This window comes from Gelidibacter gilvus (assembly GCF_004115975.1).
Taxonomy (GTDB): Bacteria; Bacteroidota; Bacteroidia; order Flavobacteriales; family Flavobacteriaceae; genus Gelidibacter; species Gelidibacter gilvus.
Map to the genome: position 1 here is coordinate 200973 of NZ_SDDZ01000001.1, position 17132 is coordinate 218104.

Consider the following 17132-nt stretch of genomic DNA (forward strand, 5'->3'; position numbering starts at 1 on the left):
GGATTTCTGATATTTAAACATCAGAAGAAGTTAGAATATCGAAAACACCACGGAAATCGTGGAAACACATTACTAGAATGATCTCTAAAATACTATATCAAAAAAGCTTTAAAAATCCAAGCGGTCATCAAAACCATCAGTATCAGATGATCCCTCATTACCTTTCTTGCTGCAGTCTACATTTATTGAAAGATATTCCGGACGTTCAAATTCGCCTTTAGAAACCTCAAGATCTTTATCGGCGTAACATTTTTTCATATAAAGCCCCCAAATTGGCAATGCCATGGAAGCTCCTTGTCCGTAGGCAATACTTCTAAACCGGGTGGCACGCTCCTCGCCTCCAACCCAAACTCCAGTGACCAAATTGGGTACCATGCCAATGAACCAGCCATCACTTTGATTTTGCGTGGTTCCAGTCTTGCCGGCAATCGGGTTCGTAAATGCATATGGGTAACCTGTCATGATTTCTTTATAAAGTTTATTGTCAACAGCCCAAGCGCCTCTTAATCGAGATCCTGAACCGCCTTCTGTAACCCCTTGTAATAAATTGGTGGTCACATAAGCCACTTCTTCACTCAACACATCTTTGGTTTCTGGAGTAAATTGGTAAAGAATAGTACCATTTTTATCTTCAATTCGCATCACCATTACTGGTTTTGTATAGACGCCCTTATTGGCAAATGTGGCGTAGGCCGCTACCATTTCATAAACGCTCAAATCTGGTGTTCCCAAAGCAATCGCAGGTACAGGAGGAATTTCTGATTCAATCCCTAAGTTTCTAGCCATATCAATTACAGGCTGTGGCCCCACTTTATCCATCAAACGTGCTGTAATGGTATTGATTGAGTTTGCCAAGGCACTCTTTAAGGTTCTAAAACCACCATATTTTCTGTCAGAGTTATCTGGACTCCAAGGCAGCGGATTGCCAAATTTTCCAGCTTCGATAGTTATTTTTGTATTTGGAAACGTATCACAAGGTGACAAGTGCAATTGGTCTATGGCCGTAGCATATACAAACGGTTTAAAAGTAGAACCTACCTGGCGCTTTCCTTGTTTCACGTGATCATATTGAAAATGTCGGTAATTTATGCCGCCCACCCAAGCTTTCACATGACCTGTTTGAGGTTCCATGGACATCATTCCTGCGTGTAAGAAAGTTTTGTAATAACGCATGGAATCTGCAGGTTTCATAATGGTGTCGATTTCTCCTTTCCAAGAAAAAACGGTCATTGGAGTTGGCTTATCGAAAGACGCCAAAATCTCCTTTTCACTTCTGCCATTGGCTTTCATTTTCCGCCAACGTTCAGATTGACGCATGCTTCTATTGAGCAAGCCTGTGATTTCCTCTGGTTTTAAATCTAAAAATGGTGCTGTTTTGTTTCGATCAGGGGTGTTTTGGTGAAAAAATTCAGCCTGTAGCCTGGCCATATGCTCATGTACCGCATCTTCAGCATATTGCTGCATACGGGAATCAATGGTCGTGTAAATTTTCAGACCGTCATCATACAAACTATAAAGTCCTGTGCCATCTGGTTTTGGATTATCTTTGATCCAATCCTTCATAAACTCGGTGAGGTAGGCCCTGAAATAAGTGGCCAAGCCTTCGCGATGGGATTCAGGAGTATAACGTAAGCCCAAATCTAACTTTTTAAGAGAATCACTCACATGCTCGGTGATATAATCGTATTTTTCGAGTTGGTCCAATACAACATTTCGTCTATTTTTAGTACCTTCTGGATTACGCATAGGTCTTGGATTGTAAAGCGCGGAGTTTTTGAACATGCCCACCAACATCGCAGATTCTTTGACGTCCAAGTTTTTTGTTTCTTTCCCAAAGTAAATTCTAGCGGCACTTCTAATACCATCAGCATTGTTACCAAAGCCATAGATATTGAAGTACATTGCAATAATCTCTTCTTTGGTGTATTGACGTTCCAAACGGATAGCGATGACCCATTCCTTTATTTTCTGAGTTGCCGTTTCCAGTTTATTTTTGGATCTAACACCAACAAACAATTGTCTTGCCACCTGTTGTGAAATTGTACTTGCGCCACCTCTTTTTCCTAAGAAAAAGAATGCCCTCAGTGTACCTCTTGCATCAATTCCTGAATGATCATGAAAACGCACATCTTCCGTTGCAATCAACGCATCAACCAAATGCTTGGGCAATTCTGTATAATCTACTGGGGTACGGTTGTCATTATTGTAAATTTTAGCCAATAAGTCACCATCAGAAGAAATGATCTCCGTAGCCAAATTAGTAGATGGGTTTTCTAAACGGGTATAATCTGGCATTTCACCAAAAACACCCCATGAAGCCAAGAAAAATAATAAAACAATAAATAACACGCCTCCTAAAATGGTCATCCAAAACCATCTTATATATTTGGAAAAATTTTGAGTTTCTGCTTTCTTTTTCGCCATAATCTAAATTAATTCGTTGCAGGTTCAATCCTGAATCCCACATCTGTAATACCTTCTAAGTTGTCAACGCCATTAACCTCCCCATTATTTCGCATGGCGTGCTGAATGGTGATTATATATTCTCCGACCTCATCAAATTTAACGCCTTCCCTATACCACAATTTATTCTCCTTAACATCTGTAAATCCTTCTCCCATTAGGGTTCCGTCAGGTTTTGCCATCTGATATTCCAAAGTGTCCTTAATGGTTTTGCCGTGCGGAAAATTGATCTCAGAAATCAAAAATAAATTGCTGAATTTATAATCATTAGTAGTTCTAATGTTGATGAAAAGATTATAAATATTTGTTGAATCTGGTGGTGTCACGGTAAACGAAATCAAGCTATCCTTGTTCCATTGGTTGGGCACCGATTTATATTCGTCAAAAATTTGATTGGAATCACAACCGAACACCAAAAGCACAGTTGTTAAAAGTATCCAAGAAAATTTATTTGGCATCGTTATTAGGATTGGATTTGTTTGGATTTGGTTTTCTGCGTTTCTTTTGACCTGTTTTTTGAGGCGGTTTTTGTTGTGATTTTTGCTGAGGTTTCTTGGCTTCAGTATCTTGCTTTTGTGTCTCTGGTCTGTTAGTTTTGCTTTTCGTATTTCTACGTTTGCTCTTACGTTTTGGGGTATCAAAACGCGTTAAACTATCTTGACCAACGACATTCTCAAAATCAGACTTTACGTCTTCAATCAATTCTGACGCATAATCTTCAAGGCTCGTCACCTTTTCTTTTTTCTTATTTAAAGCGATAATTTCATTGGCCTGATCTGTTGTCAGTTTGTGCCAATTCATCCATTCACCTTCATAGGCAAACCACATAAATCCTCTAAAAATATCAGTTTTTTGGCAAACTGCTGTCCCTTTTTCAGTATAGAGTTTGGTATCCGTTTTCGGAAAATCTTTTAGGGCATCCAAATAGGCATCCAGCTCGTAGTTTAGGCAACATTTCAATTTACCACATTGTCCAGCTAATTTTAACGGATTTAATGATAATTGCTGATAGCGCGCCGCCGAAGTGCTCACAGACCTGAAATCTGTCAACCACGTAGAACAGCACAATTCACGACCACAAGATCCAATACCACCAAGACGTGCAGCTTCTTGTCGGAAACCTACTTGTTTCATTTCTATTCGGGTGCGGAATTCCTTGGCAAACAATTTTATCAATTCCCTGAAATCAACGCGTTCTTCTGCAGTATAATAAAAAGTAGCTTTACTGGCATCTCCTTGGTATTCAATGTCAGAAATCTTCATTTGCAACTTTAAGTCAATGGCAAATTGTCGCGCTTTGACCTTCATGGGTTCTTCCTTATCGCGTGCATCAGACCATACATCGATATCGCGTTGGGATGCTTTTCGGTAGATCTTTAAAACGTTCTCTTCGTCATCAAGTTTAACGTGTTTTCGTTTCATTTGAATCCTCACCAATTCTCCGGTTAGGGTGACCATACCAATATCATGACCAGATTGTGCCTGAGTAGCAACAACATCACCAATGCTTAGCGTTAAATTTTCTGTATTTTTATAATATTCTTTACGTCCATTTTTGAAACGTACTTCGACTCCAATAAAAGGCTCTTCGCCTTGCGGGAGAGACATGTTGGCCAACCAATCAAAAACAGTTAATTTATTGCAGCTATCTGTGCCACAAGTACCATTGTTCTTGCATCCTTTTGGTTGTCCGCCCTTTCCGGTTGAGCAACTATTACAACTCATGTTATGTTATATATATAATTCGTTTGGTAACGAATGAGGATTAATAAATTATGCCCTTGCACACATTAACTTCTTAAAATCGTGAAAGTACAAGATCATCTTATTTTAAAACGTAAAGATAAGATTATTTATTTCAGTTATATAATTGAAAATCATGTAACTGATTGAAAACTTTTAAAAAATTATAATAAGCTTTACTGCAATAGATTACAGTTAATTTTATACATTTATGAATCGATTCTTAAAAGTTAAATAATTTCAATGCTGACATATTCATATCATCTCGATGTCTTCTAAATAACCGATAAACACTACACATTATGAAAATCAACTCTACGCTACTGATTTTATTTAGTCTTTTATTATGTTCAATTAATTCCTTTTCTCAGGATATTTCTTCTACCGTTATAGGAGGTGAATATAAATTTAATGAAAACAAAACCCAATGTTTGACCGATGAACAACGCAAAGAAGTCCTCAATGATATTAAGTCAAATATCTCCCAACTAAAATCCCAAAACAGATTAGCTCATAATGAGGCTCAAAAACGCGCGCCTACAACGCTGTTTAGTTGGCCGGTAAAAATGAAAGATGGCGCTCCATACAATGAAGTTTGGGCTATTTCCAACTATGTTGATCATAACTCTGAATTTCCCAATAAACTTCTTGATTATAATTGTGGTGATAAAACTTATGACACAAATGACGGCTACAACCATATGGGTGTGGATATTTTTACTTGGCCATTTACGTGGAAGATGATGGATAATGACGAGGCGGAAATTATAGCCGCTGCGTCAGGCCAAATTATTGCGATAAGCAGGTCACAATTCGATAGAAGTTGTAGGTTTAATGATAATCTTTGGAACGCGGTATATGTGCAACATGCTGATGGGAGTGTGGCACTTTATGGCCATATGAAAAAAGATTCTCCAACGTCAAAAAATGTGGGAGATACCGTAGAACGCGGTGAATATCTTGGGATTGTGGGAAGTTCTGGAAATTCTACAGGACCACATTTACATTTTGAAGTCTATTCAGAGATTGAATGGAATGGTGTAGGACAGGATGTATTGGTAGATCCTTTTGCAGGCGACTGCAATAGCATGAACACCGATTCTTGGTGGGAAGATCAAAAACCGTATATAAACACAAATATTAATGCTGTGTTAACACATTCGGCAGTTCCAATATTCCCAACATGTCCTGACCAGGAAACGACCTATGAAAAAAATGAGTTTACACCTGGTGAAACTGCAATTTTTATAGTTTATTTGAGAGATCAAATTGCACAAACCAATTTAAATCTAAAAGTTCTTAGACCAGATGGGACTGTTTTTGCAAATCGTGATTATGCATTGGTTCATAACTATTCGAGTTCTTGGTGGGCTTTTTCATACGTCATGCCATCTGTTTCTGGTGAATGGACATGTAGATATACCTACCAAGGGCAAGTTGTCGATCACAAATTTACAGTGGGCACATTGGGTGTTGAAGACTCTGAATTTGATGCCATTACCATTTATCCAAACCCATTTAATGACGTGGTTAACATTCAATCCAACAGCACTGTCAACAAAGTATCGGTAGTGGATATTCTTGGTAAAACAGTGATGACCAAAACGAATGGTGCAGAAAGCATTAAAGAAATCAACCTTGAGTCTTTATCAAAAGGTTTATACTTTTTAAGATTGGAAGGTCTCAACAATGAGCAAAAGACCATCAAGTTGATTAAAGAATAATAGAGTTATCCATTTAGGTTCAGTCAAGAATAATTATTAGTTCTCGACTGAACCCAAACGGATACCACACATCTTAAAATGTGCCGGTTTATTTGTTTAGAATCTCAAAGATATTCCTCAAGTCCTGTTTGTAAGGCAAGTGGTCTGCACGCCCTTTTTTAAAGATATCATTACTATTCCCTTGACCTTTACGAAGTTCTTTTTGCTCGTCATAGGGTAAATGATGAACTTCCATACATGTTGATGAACAACAATTATCCATTTTTTCCTTGCATGCTTCACATTGTATAAAAAGCAAATGACAAGCGTCATTGGCACAATTGGTATGCAAATCGGCAGGGTTTCCGCATTGGTGACAATGTGCAATTACATCGTCAGAAATACGTTCTGATCGGCGTTGATCAAACACGAAGTTCTTACCAATAAATTTATTTTCTAGACCTTTTTCATTGATCTGTCTGACATAATGGATGATGCCACCTTCCAATTGAAACACATTTTTAAAACCTTTATGTTTGTAATAGGCACTTGCTTTTTCACATCGGATACCTCCTGTACAATACATGACCAAGTTCTTATCTTCTTTATGGTCTTTTAAATCTTCTTCAATAATATCCAAAGACTCCCTAAATGTATCCACATCTGGTGTCACGGCATTTTTAAAATGACCAATTTCACTTTCATAATGGTTTCTCATGTCCACCAAAACCGTGTTCTCATCTTCAATAAGCTCATTGAACCGTTCAGCATTCACATGAACACCAATATTGGTCACATCAAAAGTAGCGTCATTCAATCCGTCGGCCACAATCTTATCGCGGACTTTGACTTTTAATTTTAAAAACGCAAAATTATCATGTTCAATGGCAATATTGAGTCGCACGTTTTCTAAAAATGGAATACTGTCTAAATGAGATTTAAAGGGTCCAAAATGATCGGCTGGAATAGACAATTGAGCATTAATGCCTTCATTGGCCACGTAGATTCGTCCCAAAACATCAAGGTTGTTCCAAGCTAAAAATAATTGATTTCTAAGAGTTTCTGGATTGCCAATTTTGGCGTAGGCGTAGAAAGAGATGGTCAAGCGGTCTTTTCCCGCTTGAGCAATGAGTTCTGCTCTTTCTTTAGCGCTTAAGTTATTGTACAGTTGCATGCTATACTAATTGTTTAAGGTTAAAGTTGGGCAAAGATAAGGAAAAAAGTTTTTGGTGATCAGTATTTTCAGTCGGAAGTGGGTAGTCGGAAGTGGGAAGTTCCTAACACCCTTTATTAAATTAGGCGCTTTTTAAGACTTTCGCTAAAATCTGCGCAATCTGTGGGAAATTCATTGAGCATTTGTCATCGTTCATCAAAATAAAAAAAGCACCAGAGACTCCATCTCAAGTGCTTTTTCGAGGACTAACTCGTTAATACTATTTTTTTAAATTTCCATTTATAAAATAGATTCTGCGCTAGCCACCATCGGCTTTACAATTACCATTCAAACAGATGGCAATTGAAACGCCTAATGCGCTGTTAAAAATAATCCTCTTAAAAAACTTCATCTGTTACATTTTAAAGGTTATTAAAAGTCAGATACAAGTTGCCACTTATAAAAAGTGACGCATTTTATAGCAAGATTTCCCAATCTTATTAGGTAGATGCGCAAACTATAAAAAGGTTGCGTGATAAAGATTTTTAAGATGAAAAAAAGTCGTATTTTAGCTTCAATAAAAATTAGAAAAAGAACAACAAATGAGTAGTGAAAAAGAAGCAAAATTAAAGGCCCTTAAACTGACGTTAGATAAGTTGGATAAAGCCTATGGCAAAGGGGCTGTAATGATGATGAGCGACCAATCTGTGGTGGATGTTGAGGCGATCTCTTCAGGTTCATTAGGTTTGGATATTGCCTTGGGTGTTGGTGGGTATCCACGAGGTAGGGTGATTGAAATATATGGACCAGAATCTTCCGGTAAAACAACCTTAGCATTGCACGCTATAGCCGAAGCACAAAAAAATGGAGGTATTGCCGCATTTATTGATGCTGAGCACGCCTTTGACAGAACTTATGCTGAAAACTTACATGTAGATTTAGAGAACCTAATCATTTCACAACCTGACAATGGGGAACAAGCATTGGAAATTGCCGATAACTTAATTCGCTCAGGGGCGATTGATATCGTCGTGATAGATTCGGTTGCGGCCTTGACTCCAAAAAGTGAGATTGAAGGTGAAATGGGCGACTCAAAAATGGGTTTGCATGCACGATTAATGTCCCAAGCCTTAAGAAAATTAACTGGTTCCATCAGCAAAACCAATTGTACGGTGATATTCATTAACCAATTACGTGAAAAAATTGGAGTGATGTTTGGCAATCCTGAAACCACAACTGGAGGTAACGCATTAAAATTCTATGCTTCCGTGAGATTGGACATCAGACGATCTACTCAGATCAAGGAAACTGATGGGAATGTCATTGGTAACAAAACTCGTGTGAAAGTGGTGAAAAACAAAGTGGCCCCACCATTTAAATTGGCTGAGTTTGATATCATGTATGGTGAAGGAATTTCTAAAGTTGGTGAGATTTTGGATATTGCCGTTGAAAATGAAATCATAAAGAAGAGCGGTTCATGGTTCAGCTACGGAGAAACAAAATTAGGTCAAGGTAGAGACGCCGTTAAGTCCTTAATAAAAGACAATCCAGAACTTAGTGATGAATTAGAAGCCAAGGTTAGAGTAATAGCCAAAGCAGCCACTTCGGGTGACGACTAAAACAAATCATTTTGTGCTGTTATGCAGCGTAAACTATAAAAATCCCTCAAAAAGGGATTTTTTTTGTTTTATGACGCAACCTTTGGGATTAAAACGCATCTACATAATGAAAAAGAAAAAGATACCTTAATTCCATTTTTTATGAAAAAATTTGTTTTTTTATGTGTTGTGCTGTTGTCATTGGCATCTTGTAGTATTGATGATTCCAATGATTTCTATAATGAAATACTTCCGGTAGAAAGTGTTGTCATGCCAGAAGAGTTTGTCCTTGGTGAAGTTTATCCTATTACAGTCAAATACATTCGTCCGGTTGGATGTTATGTCTTCTATGATTTTTATTACACGCGAGAATTAAATCAACGAACTGTAGCGGTTGTCAATTCAGTGTATCCAAATCAAAATTGTGGCCTTTCTGAAGAAGCAGAAGTTGAAGCTACATTCAACTTTAAAGTGACCAGTAATGGCACTTATATCTTTAAGTTTTGGCAAGGGAAAGATGAAAGCGGAACGGATTTATATTATATTGTAGAAGTGCCTGTTGTGGAACCGGAAGCATAGACGAATCACTAATACTATAACTGTGAGTTTAGAACAACTCATTATCAATTGTAAAAAAAACGATGCTAAAGCTCAAAGCCAGATATACAAGCTCTTTTCGGGTAAATTGTTTTCGCTTTGCCTTAAGTATTCAAAAAATTATGCAGAGGCACAAGACAATCTGCAGGACTCTTTTGTGACCATTTTTAAAAAGATTGACCAGTTTAGTCATAAAGGTTCTTTGGAAGGCTGGATGAAACGCATTACCATCAACACGGCGCTTCAGCGTTACAGAAGTGTAGGTGTTTTTAATATTGTCAATGAAGATCAAATAGAAGATGTTGCCATTGAAATCGATGAGGAAGAAATAAGTCTTGATTTCCTATTAAGCATCATTCAGGAGTTGCCCGACAGATATAGATTGGTATTCAACCTTTACGTTTTAGATGATTATTCGCATCAGGAAATAGCTGATATGTTGGATATTTCAACAGGAACATCAAAATCAAACCTCTCCAGGGCCCGATTGATTTTAAAAGAGAAAATAGAACATTATAAAGTGCGAGACAATTCGCAAAGTTTATAAATGAATGATAAAAAACATATAGACCGTCTTTTTCAGGAGAAATTCAAAAATTTTGAAGCCACTCCTGACGATGCTGTGTGGGAGAACATCCACAATGCACTTCATAAAGATAAGCGCAAACGTCGCGTGGTTCCTTTATGGTGGTTTGCAGCGGGTGTTGCTGCCGTTTTGGTGTTGCTACTTACGGTTGGTGATATTTTCAATCGTGGTGAAAGATTTAACACTCCAGAAACTCAAACTGTCGGCAATGAAAATACGCGCGGTTCATCTAAATCAACTCACGAAATTACTGTTGACCAAAATAAAAGTAATTCAGGTGATATAGAAAACAACACTTCTAATGACCTAGTAAATACTGAGCAATCTGAAAGCACAGAGAATACCTCTAAAAATGACATTCATAAAAAGTCAGAAAACGATAACGATAAAACAGCGACACAAATCGCACAAGAGAATTCCCGCGGCAACAAAGTCAATCCATCGGATGCTAGAGATAATATAACTTCTTCTAAAAAGGAGAAAACGTCTGTTTCAAATATCAAAAAAGAAGCCATCGCTAAAAACACCCCAAATCTACCTGGGCTTGATGCCAATCAAAAAGCTACAGAACCAGATGGTGTAAGAAATAAAGTAATCCCAGAATCTGAGAAAGATCAAACCCAAATTGCTAAGGTTACAGATCAGAACATTTCTAAAGAAACAGAAACACTTAAAGAAAATAAAGACCTAATTGCCTTAAATAAAGAGCAAGAAAGTATTGAAGAGGCTATTGCCAAAGCCAATTCGACAAATGAAAAAGAAAAAGAAGAGCAACCAAACAGGTGGAACATTACCCCAAATGTGGCACCTGTTTATTTTAACAGTTTAGGAAAAGGCTCAACTATTTCTAGTCAATTTGTAAATAACAGCAAAAGCGGCGAAGTTAATATGAGTTATGGCATCAATGGCAGTTATGCTATTAATGATAAGATAAAAATTAGAGCAGGAGTCAACAAGGTAGCTTTAGGTTATAGCACTGATGGAGTTATGGCATTCAAGGATATCAATAGCTCTAATGGCAATACAGGCAGTAAAGACTTGCAGAACATCAATTTCACGAGCCAAAGAAAAGCAGATGCCTACATGAGTACGTCCAACATCAATTCAGAATCGGCGCCACAGTTTATGGTCTCTAACGTTAACGGTGCTTTAGAACAGCAATTTGAATATATTGAAGTGCCTTTAGAAGTTGAATATAGCATTATAGACAGTAAAATTGGAATGAACGTCATTGGAGGATTTAGCACGCTTTTCCTTAATAACAATGAAGTTTATACGGTTTTAAACAATGAAAGATCACTCTTGGGCGAAGCAAATAATATCAATAGTACAAGTTATAGTGCCAATTTTGGATTAGGTTTTAACTATAACATATCACATACACTTAAACTAAATCTTGAGCCGATGTTTAAGTATCAATTAAACACATTTACCAATACGTCAGGCGATTTTAGACCGTATTTCATTGGTGTTTATACAGGGTTTAGATTTAAATTTTAGATTTTTAGTTGGTTAGGTAGTTATTGCAAATGCGCAATGATGAAGAAAAGCCGCTCTGTGCCAAGAGCGGTTTTTTTAGTGTTTACGGTATACCAACAATTGCTCAAGAATAATATTCCTAGCCTGACTATTTAAAGCTTTTGCGTCTTTTGAAGTGAGACTTTCCGTACTTAAAAACTGATGGACTTTAACACGCATCTTACCTGGTCCACCGCTAAAAAACACATACGAAAAACGGTCTTTATTATCTACAAAAGTCATCGGGACAATGGGAATTTGATGATTAATGGCCAATCTAAAAGCACCATCCTTAAATTCGTCCAGAACAATATTTTCATCCGGCACACCTCCTTCAGGAAAAATACAGATGCTCAACCCTTGTTTCAACCGTTTTTGAGCTCTTAAAAAAACAGCTCTTCGGCTTTTTTCAGAACCTCTATCCACTAAAATACAGGTGCGCTTATAGAAAAATCCAAAAAGCGGAATCTTTGCCAATTCGGCCTTTCCTACAAATACGAACGGATTTTTCGCACTCACTAACATCAACATAATATCTGCCATTGACGTGTGATTGGCAATAAACATATAGCTTTCTTTTAAGTCTAGAGGCTGTTCTTTTTTAACAATCCACCTAAAACCCATACCTATTAAGATGATTTTAGCCCATAAACGGGCCAATTTAAAGAAATAGGGATACCAAGTTTCCTTTAAAATAGAGAGGACTAAAATCGGAAACAATATCAGAATCGGCACGGTTACTAAAATGTAAAACCAAATGCGGTAAAGAATCCAAAAGGGGTATTTTACAATTTTCATCGGCTCAAAACTAAGTAATTTAATTGAGCTATTGATTGAAAAAATTTCGCAGTAGTCCCAGAATATAAGATCGGCTAAACATGGAGATTAACTATGTTGAACCTAAAGGTTTCCTGCCTGCGCAGGAATTGGAAACCAAATGCGGTAAAGAATCCAAAAGGGGTATTTTACAATTTTCATCGGCTCAAAACTAAGTAATTTAATTGAGCAATTGATTGAAAAAATTTCACAGTAGTCCCAGAATATAAGATCGGCTAAACATGGAGATTAACTACGTTGAACCTAAAGGTTTCCTGCCTGCGCAGGAATTGGAAACCAAATGCGGTAAAGAATCCAAAAGGGCTATTTTACAATTTTCATCGGCTCAAAACTAAGTAATTTATTTGAGCAATTGATTGAAAAAATTTCACAGTATTCGCAGAATTTAAGATCGATTAAACAAGGAGATTAACTACGTTGAACCTAAAGGTTTCCTGCATGCGCAGGAATTGGCTTCAAAATGTTCATCAACTTAAAACTAGCCAATTTAATTGAGCTATTGTTTGAAAAAAATTACCTTTGTGGTTCGTTGAACAATTAAAAAGATTCCCGCCTTCGCGGGAAATGTTATGGCAAGAATACTCACAGGAATACAAAGTACAGGCACACCACATTTAGGAAACATTTTAGGGGCAATCATGCCTGCAATCACTATGGCGAATGACTCTAAAAACAATTCGTTTCTATTTATCGCAGACATGCATTCCTTGACCCAAATCAAGGATGCCGAAACCCTACGTTACAACACCCATAGCGTTGCGGCTACTTGGCTGGCTTTTGGTTTAGATATTGAAAAAGTGGTGTTTTATCGTCAAAGCGACATACCTCAAACAACAGAGCTTTCTTGGTATTTAAGCTGTTTCTTTCCGTATCAACGTTTGATGCTGGCACACAGTTTTAAGGATAAGGCGGACCGACTTGAAGACGTGAATGCAGGCTTGTTTACTTACCCCATGTTGATGGCTGCCGATATTTTATTGTATGATGCCGAAATTATTCCAGTAGGAAAGGACCAATTGCAACATATTGAAATGACCCGTGATGTCGCTTCCCGTTTTCATGCCAGAATGGGCGAAACTTTTGTAATGCCAGAAGGTAAAATACAAGAAAACACGATGCTCGTTCCTGGAACCGATGGTACCAAAATGAGCAAAAGCAATAACAATTTCATCAATATATTTCTACCTGAAAAACAGCTACGTAAACAAATTATGGCCATTGAAACAGATAGCACGCCATTAGAAGATCCAAAAAATTGGAGCAGCTGTAATTGTTTTACAATTTATAGCTTATTGGCATCTGATGATGAGATCAAAACTATGAAGCAAAACTATGAACAAGGCAATTACGGCTATGGGCATGCTAAACAGGCTTTATATGAATTGATCCTTTCAAAATTTGAAACACCACGTGAACGCTATCATTATTATATGAATCATTTGGAGGAAATAGACAAAACTCTTGCGATTGGAGCTGAAAAAGCGCGATTGGTGGCAGACGAGGTTTTAGGACGGGTACGGACGAAACTTGGTTATTAGTTGCAAGAGCTATTCAGCGTTTCAAAACTTCAGGCGGAATACCGTGCACGTTTAAAATCTTCAAAAAATACCTTATTAGGATTTATCCATAATTTACGGCATTAATAAAGCCGACAGATCTAGAACCAAAAAACCCTCTCTGTTTTCAGAAAGGGTTTTTAAGTATTAAAAGAATCTGTAAAAATTAAACCTCAAATGGTTCAATTGATACATAAGACCTGTTGTCTTTTTTCTTTGTGAATTTCACTAGACCATCAACTTGTGCATGCAAAGTGTGATCTTTTCCGCCATACACATTTTCACCTGGGTGATGTGTATTGCCTCTTTGTCTTACGATGATATTTCCAGCAACAGCAGCTTGACCACCAAAAATCTTCACACCAAGGCGTTTCGATTCTGAGTCTCTACCGTTTTTAGAACTACCAACTCCTTTTTTATGAGCCATTGTCTTAAGGTTTTAAATATCTGCCTTGTCGGCAGACAGATTATTATATTATTTTTTGTCTTTCAACAAAGCTTTTGCTTGTTTTACCCACTCTTCAGTTTCGATCTTCTCACGAGTGATACCATCGATAGCTGAAAGTTCTTCTCTATCAGCAGCTTTCAATTTGCTGATTTGCTCAAAGGTATAAATACCTAATTCGTTGAGCTTCTCTTCGTAAACAGGACCGATTCCGTTGATCAATTTTAGATCATCAGCATCTGCTTTTAATGCCGTTCCAATACTGTGAAGTACTTTGTCAATGTTGATTTCAACGTTCGCATCTTCCGCTCTGTGCTCTGCACGAGTTACTAAATTCTCACTGACTTCAACTTCTTTTTTAGCAGTTTTCTTTGGTTCTACTTCTTTAGCCTCTTTAACTGGTGCAGCTTTTTCAGCTTTTGCTGGCTTTTCTGCCTTAGCAGGTTTAGCTTTTACAGTTTTGTCGGCTTTAGTAGCTCCTGAAGCAACAATGCTTTCAATAATGATTTCAGTAAGAGCTTGACGGTGTCCGTTTTTCACACGGTAACCTTTACGTCTTTTCTTTTTGAAAACGATAACTTTATCACCTTTAAGGTGACTTAAGACTTTTGCTCCTACTTGAGCTCCGTCTATAGCTGGGGCGCCTAAAGTAAATTTATCACCATCACCAATCAAAAGAACATTATCGAAAGACACAGTCTTTCCTTCTTCTGTTGCTAAACGGTGAACAAACACTTTCTGGTCTTTTTCAACTTTGAATTGTTGCCCTGCTATCTCTACAATTGCGTACATAGCGTAACGTTTAAATTAGTTAATTTTTATTCTAAAATGGGTGCAAATATACATCTAAATTATTAAACTACAAACGTTTTTTAACGCCTATAAGGATTATTTGAGATAAAATGAAGAAAGATGATGATTTTTCATTTTCTGGAAACTTAAAACTACAATTTACAAAAAAATTAGATTGCGCCAAAAGCTCTACTTCAATTACAGTTTCTGTCGTCCAATTGAGCCCTCTTCAGTTGGAATCAATTCAAAAATATGGGATGGTGCCAATGTTTTCTCAATAGTATGGGAGACATAGATTATAGTGATTTCAGTTTTTTCAACCAAAGTATTTATCAATTGTGAAACCAAAATCGTGTTTTCAGGATCAAGGCCTTCAAATGGTTCGTCCAAAATCAATAAGGGCGGTTGTTTAATTAACGCCCTAACTATTAACACCAATCGTTGTTGCCCTAAGGACAGTCTATTGAAATAAGAATTTTTTAAATGTCTCATTTCAATAATATCAAGCCATTGTAATGCTTTTTGCTGTTGCATCCCACTTGGCTTTGCGTATAATCCAATAGAATCAAAAAACCCAGATAGAACCATTTGTTCTACGGTATGATTTCTTTTAAACAACTCGCTGAGGTTAGTCGAAAAATAACCAATCTTCTTTTTGATATCCCAGATACTTTCACCACTTCCTTTCTTTCGGTCGAACAAAGTGATATCCTGTCCGAAAGCTTTAGGATTGTCGCCAGTAATTAAAGACAATAAGGTACTCTTTCCTGAACCATTAGGCCCAACGAGTTGCCAAAATTCTCCTTGTTTAACTTCCCATGAAATATTTTTGACGATGGGTTGCTCCTCATAGATTACAGAAACCTTATGGAATTTTATGTGGGTTTCATAAGCCTCTTTAAAGGACACGAGAGAACTTGGAAAATCAGATGTATATTTAAATCTTTTAGGTTCGGTTGCCGTTTTTTTCTCAGAAACAACAAAAGAGTTTTCAGACACAGAACCTCTATTCTTTATAAATGGCAATAAGCTTTCTTCTTCATGAACCAATTGTAGTATCGATATGGAATTTGACAATTCAAAAAGCCGCTCGTACAAAATCGTTCTTGACGACTGATCCAGATGGTCAAAAGGATTGTCAAAAATAATATAATCTGGATTTTGGGCCAAACAGTATTCCAAAAACAGCTTTCGTCGTTCTCCCGATGAAAAGGTGCGCAATGGCCTGTTTGCTGAAGTTGTAATTTCAATGGTGTGATGCCTGTGTTCTTTTTCAATTAATTCGGCAATTGCCAAATCAGAAAACAGGACACCTTCATAATCATTATAAATGCTTAGACCACCTGTACTCCTGCTGGATAAAATCTGATGTATAAAGGCGTTTTTATCAACAGCATTAGATACGACGATGCCGTAGTGAACAGGATTTTGATGCAATGTTTTGATTGACTTATCGAAGTTAGAATAAAGTTAACCTTAGAGTTTATCTTTTGGGGTATTATTACTGAAGTGTTCCTGTTGGCCAAGATTTTGACTTTTCTTAAAGATTTGCATCCAAGTCAATGTCAACACGGCAGTTGAGGCCAGCCCTTCCATTAGAATAATAAGAATTAAAATACCTCCACCGCGCTCAGTATCGTCAAACCAATTCTTTAAAATGGTTTCGGGAAATCCCTTATCGAGATGGAACATATAGACAGCCATAAAAACAATAAAGCATCCCGTGGCAATAAATCCAGTAAGCAAACCGGTTTTAAAACCATCCACATAGGTGAAATCAGCAGTGTACTTATATTTGTAATACTTGATGGCGAAGTAAATGCCCGCCGCCATGAAGAGACCATTGGCCAAACGCAACCAAAGCTTATCATGCAAATTGAATAGTCTCAAAATCAAGAAATAAGCAATTAAGCTACCGGCAACAAACAACCCATATTTTAAGGCCACTGATAAAGATCTGTTCATAAAATGATGATTTAAGTTTTTAGAATCTTAAATTTCGACAAAATTTCACTATTAAAGTAACTTTTTAAGCTTAAATTTTGTCGTATATACCCAATTGCTATATTCATTGCTTATTTTTGTTTGGATTTGTAACAAATGCTTACATAAGGTTACTTATAGTACACGATAACTAATAT

The 17132-nt window shown here is 37.1% G+C and carries 15 protein-coding genes; 6 read left to right on the forward strand and 9 right to left on the reverse strand.

All coding sequences use genetic code 11. From position 1 onward, the window contains the following. Window positions 1-108: 108 nt before the first annotated feature. From ESZ48_RS00870 to ESZ48_RS00880, 3 genes are read right to left on the reverse strand one after another with little or no spacing between them, the layout of a single operon-like run. A complete protein-coding gene (locus ESZ48_RS00870) occupies window positions 109-2424 on the reverse strand; it encodes a penicillin-binding protein 1A (protein WP_129015421.1) in 2316 nt (771 codons plus the stop codon). An 8-nt stretch (window positions 2425-2432) separates the two neighbouring features. Then, window positions 2433-2921, reverse strand: coding sequence for a gliding motility lipoprotein GldH (locus tag ESZ48_RS00875; RefSeq protein WP_129015422.1), 489 nt, complete (start codon window positions 2919-2921; stop codon window positions 2433-2435). Then, window positions 2911-4188, reverse strand: coding sequence for a PSP1 domain-containing protein (locus ESZ48_RS00880; protein WP_129015423.1), 1278 nt, complete (start codon window positions 4186-4188; stop codon window positions 2911-2913). Before ESZ48_RS00880 ends, ESZ48_RS00875 begins: the two co-directional genes overlap by 11 nt. A 320-nt stretch (window positions 4189-4508) precedes the next feature. Between ESZ48_RS00880 and ESZ48_RS00885 the strand changes: the two genes are divergently transcribed. Next, a complete protein-coding gene (locus tag ESZ48_RS00885) occupies window positions 4509-5930 on the forward strand; it encodes a peptidoglycan DD-metalloendopeptidase family protein (RefSeq protein ID WP_129015424.1) in 1422 nt (473 codons plus the stop codon). Between the two features lie 88 nt (window positions 5931-6018). Here the strand turns inward: ESZ48_RS00885 and trhO are convergent, their stop codons facing one another. Further along, window positions 6019-7083 carry an oxygen-dependent tRNA uridine(34) hydroxylase TrhO gene (trhO, locus tag ESZ48_RS00890; RefSeq protein ID WP_129015425.1) on the reverse strand — a complete coding sequence of 355 codons (1065 nt, stop codon included), beginning with the start codon at window positions 7081-7083 and terminating at the stop codon, window positions 6019-6021. 581 nt (window positions 7084-7664) lie between these two features. On the opposite strand from trhO, the gene recA reads away from it, so the two are divergent. The 4 genes from recA (at window position 7665) to ESZ48_RS00910 (ending at window position 11343) form a co-directional block, all read left to right on the forward strand. Next, window positions 7665-8681: a recombinase RecA gene (gene recA / locus ESZ48_RS00895; RefSeq protein ID WP_129015426.1), complete on the forward strand. Its 1017-nt coding sequence runs from the start codon at window positions 7665-7667 to the stop codon at window positions 8679-8681. A gap of 141 nt (window positions 8682-8822) precedes the next feature. Further along, window positions 8823-9239: a hypothetical protein gene (locus ESZ48_RS00900; protein WP_129015427.1), complete on the forward strand. Its 417-nt coding sequence runs from the start codon at window positions 8823-8825 to the stop codon at window positions 9237-9239. Between the two features lie 22 nt (window positions 9240-9261). Beyond that, window positions 9262-9804 (forward strand): RNA polymerase sigma factor, encoded by a 543-nt coding sequence (locus tag ESZ48_RS00905; protein WP_129015428.1) that lies wholly within the window; start codon window positions 9262-9264, stop codon window positions 9802-9804. Continuing rightward, the gene (locus ESZ48_RS00910) at window positions 9805-11343 is read left to right on the forward strand and encodes a hypothetical protein (protein ID WP_129015429.1); all 1539 of its coding nucleotides are present in this window, start codon (window positions 9805-9807) and stop codon (window positions 11341-11343) included. A 75-nt stretch (window positions 11344-11418) separates the two neighbouring features. On the opposite strand, the gene ESZ48_RS00915 is transcribed toward ESZ48_RS00910, so the two are convergent. Continuing rightward, on the reverse strand, window positions 11419-12159 hold the full coding sequence (locus ESZ48_RS00915; RefSeq protein WP_129015430.1) for a lysophospholipid acyltransferase family protein: 741 nt from the start codon (window positions 12157-12159) through the stop codon (window positions 11419-11421). 608 nt (window positions 12160-12767) lie between these two features. Between ESZ48_RS00915 and trpS the strand changes: the two genes are divergently transcribed. Beyond that, the gene (trpS, locus tag ESZ48_RS00920; RefSeq protein WP_129015431.1) at window positions 12768-13736 is read left to right on the forward strand and encodes a tryptophan--tRNA ligase; all 969 of its coding nucleotides are present in this window, start codon (window positions 12768-12770) and stop codon (window positions 13734-13736) included. A gap of 184 nt (window positions 13737-13920) precedes the next feature. On the opposite strand, the gene rpmA is transcribed toward trpS, so the two are convergent. The 4 genes from rpmA to ESZ48_RS00940 form a co-directional block, all read right to left on the reverse strand. Beyond that, window positions 13921-14181 (reverse strand): 50S ribosomal protein L27, encoded by a 261-nt coding sequence (gene rpmA, locus ESZ48_RS00925; RefSeq protein WP_129015432.1) that lies wholly within the window; start codon window positions 14179-14181, stop codon window positions 13921-13923. Window positions 14182-14229: 48 nt separating this feature from the next. Next, entirely contained in the window at window positions 14230-14991 is a 762-nt protein-coding gene (rplU, locus tag ESZ48_RS00930) for a 50S ribosomal protein L21 (RefSeq protein ID WP_129015433.1), read from the reverse strand. Window positions 14992-15189: 198 nt separating this feature from the next. Further along, window positions 15190-16428, reverse strand: a complete 1239-nt coding sequence (locus tag ESZ48_RS00935) for an ATP-binding cassette domain-containing protein (protein WP_129015434.1) — start codon at window positions 16426-16428, stop codon at window positions 15190-15192. A gap of 39 nt (window positions 16429-16467) precedes the next feature. Continuing rightward, entirely contained in the window at window positions 16468-16956 is a 489-nt protein-coding gene (locus ESZ48_RS00940; protein ID WP_129015435.1) for a DUF4199 domain-containing protein, read from the reverse strand. Between the last annotated feature and the right edge of the window lie 176 nt (window positions 16957-17132).

Excerpts from the sequence above, each read along its gene's own strand:
- ESZ48_RS00875 (WP_129015422.1), bottom strand. The coding sequence starts at position 2,921 with ATGCCAAATAAATTTTCTTGGATACTTTTAACAACTGTGCTTTTGGTG.
- ESZ48_RS00880 (WP_129015423.1), bottom strand. The coding sequence starts at position 4,188 with ATGAGTTGTAATAGTTGCTCAACCGGAAAGGGCGGACAACCAAAAGGA.
- recA (WP_129015426.1), top strand. The coding sequence starts at position 7,665 with ATGAGTAGTGAAAAAGAAGCAAAATTAAAGGCCCTTAAACTGACGTTA.
- ESZ48_RS00870 (WP_129015421.1), bottom strand. The coding sequence starts at position 2,424 with ATGGCGAAAAAGAAAGCAGAAACTCAAAATTTTTCCAAATATATAAGA.
- trpS (WP_129015431.1), top strand. The coding sequence starts at position 12,768 with ATGGCAAGAATACTCACAGGAATACAAAGTACAGGCACACCACATTTA.
- ESZ48_RS00915 (WP_129015430.1), bottom strand. The coding sequence starts at position 12,159 with ATGAAAATTGTAAAATACCCCTTTTGGATTCTTTACCGCATTTGGTTT.
- ESZ48_RS00900 (WP_129015427.1), top strand. The coding sequence starts at position 8,823 with ATGAAAAAATTTGTTTTTTTATGTGTTGTGCTGTTGTCATTGGCATCT.
- ESZ48_RS00910 (WP_129015429.1), top strand. The coding sequence starts at position 9,805 with ATGAATGATAAAAAACATATAGACCGTCTTTTTCAGGAGAAATTCAAA.
- ESZ48_RS00885 (WP_129015424.1), top strand. The coding sequence starts at position 4,509 with ATGAAAATCAACTCTACGCTACTGATTTTATTTAGTCTTTTATTATGT.
- rpmA (WP_129015432.1), bottom strand. The coding sequence starts at position 14,181 with ATGGCTCATAAAAAAGGAGTTGGTAGTTCTAAAAACGGTAGAGACTCA.
- ESZ48_RS00940 (WP_129015435.1), bottom strand. The coding sequence starts at position 16,956 with ATGAACAGATCTTTATCAGTGGCCTTAAAATATGGGTTGTTTGTTGCC.
- trhO (WP_129015425.1), bottom strand. The coding sequence starts at position 7,083 with ATGCAACTGTACAATAACTTAAGCGCTAAAGAAAGAGCAGAACTCATT.
- rplU (WP_129015433.1), bottom strand. The coding sequence starts at position 14,991 with ATGTACGCAATTGTAGAGATAGCAGGGCAACAATTCAAAGTTGAAAAA.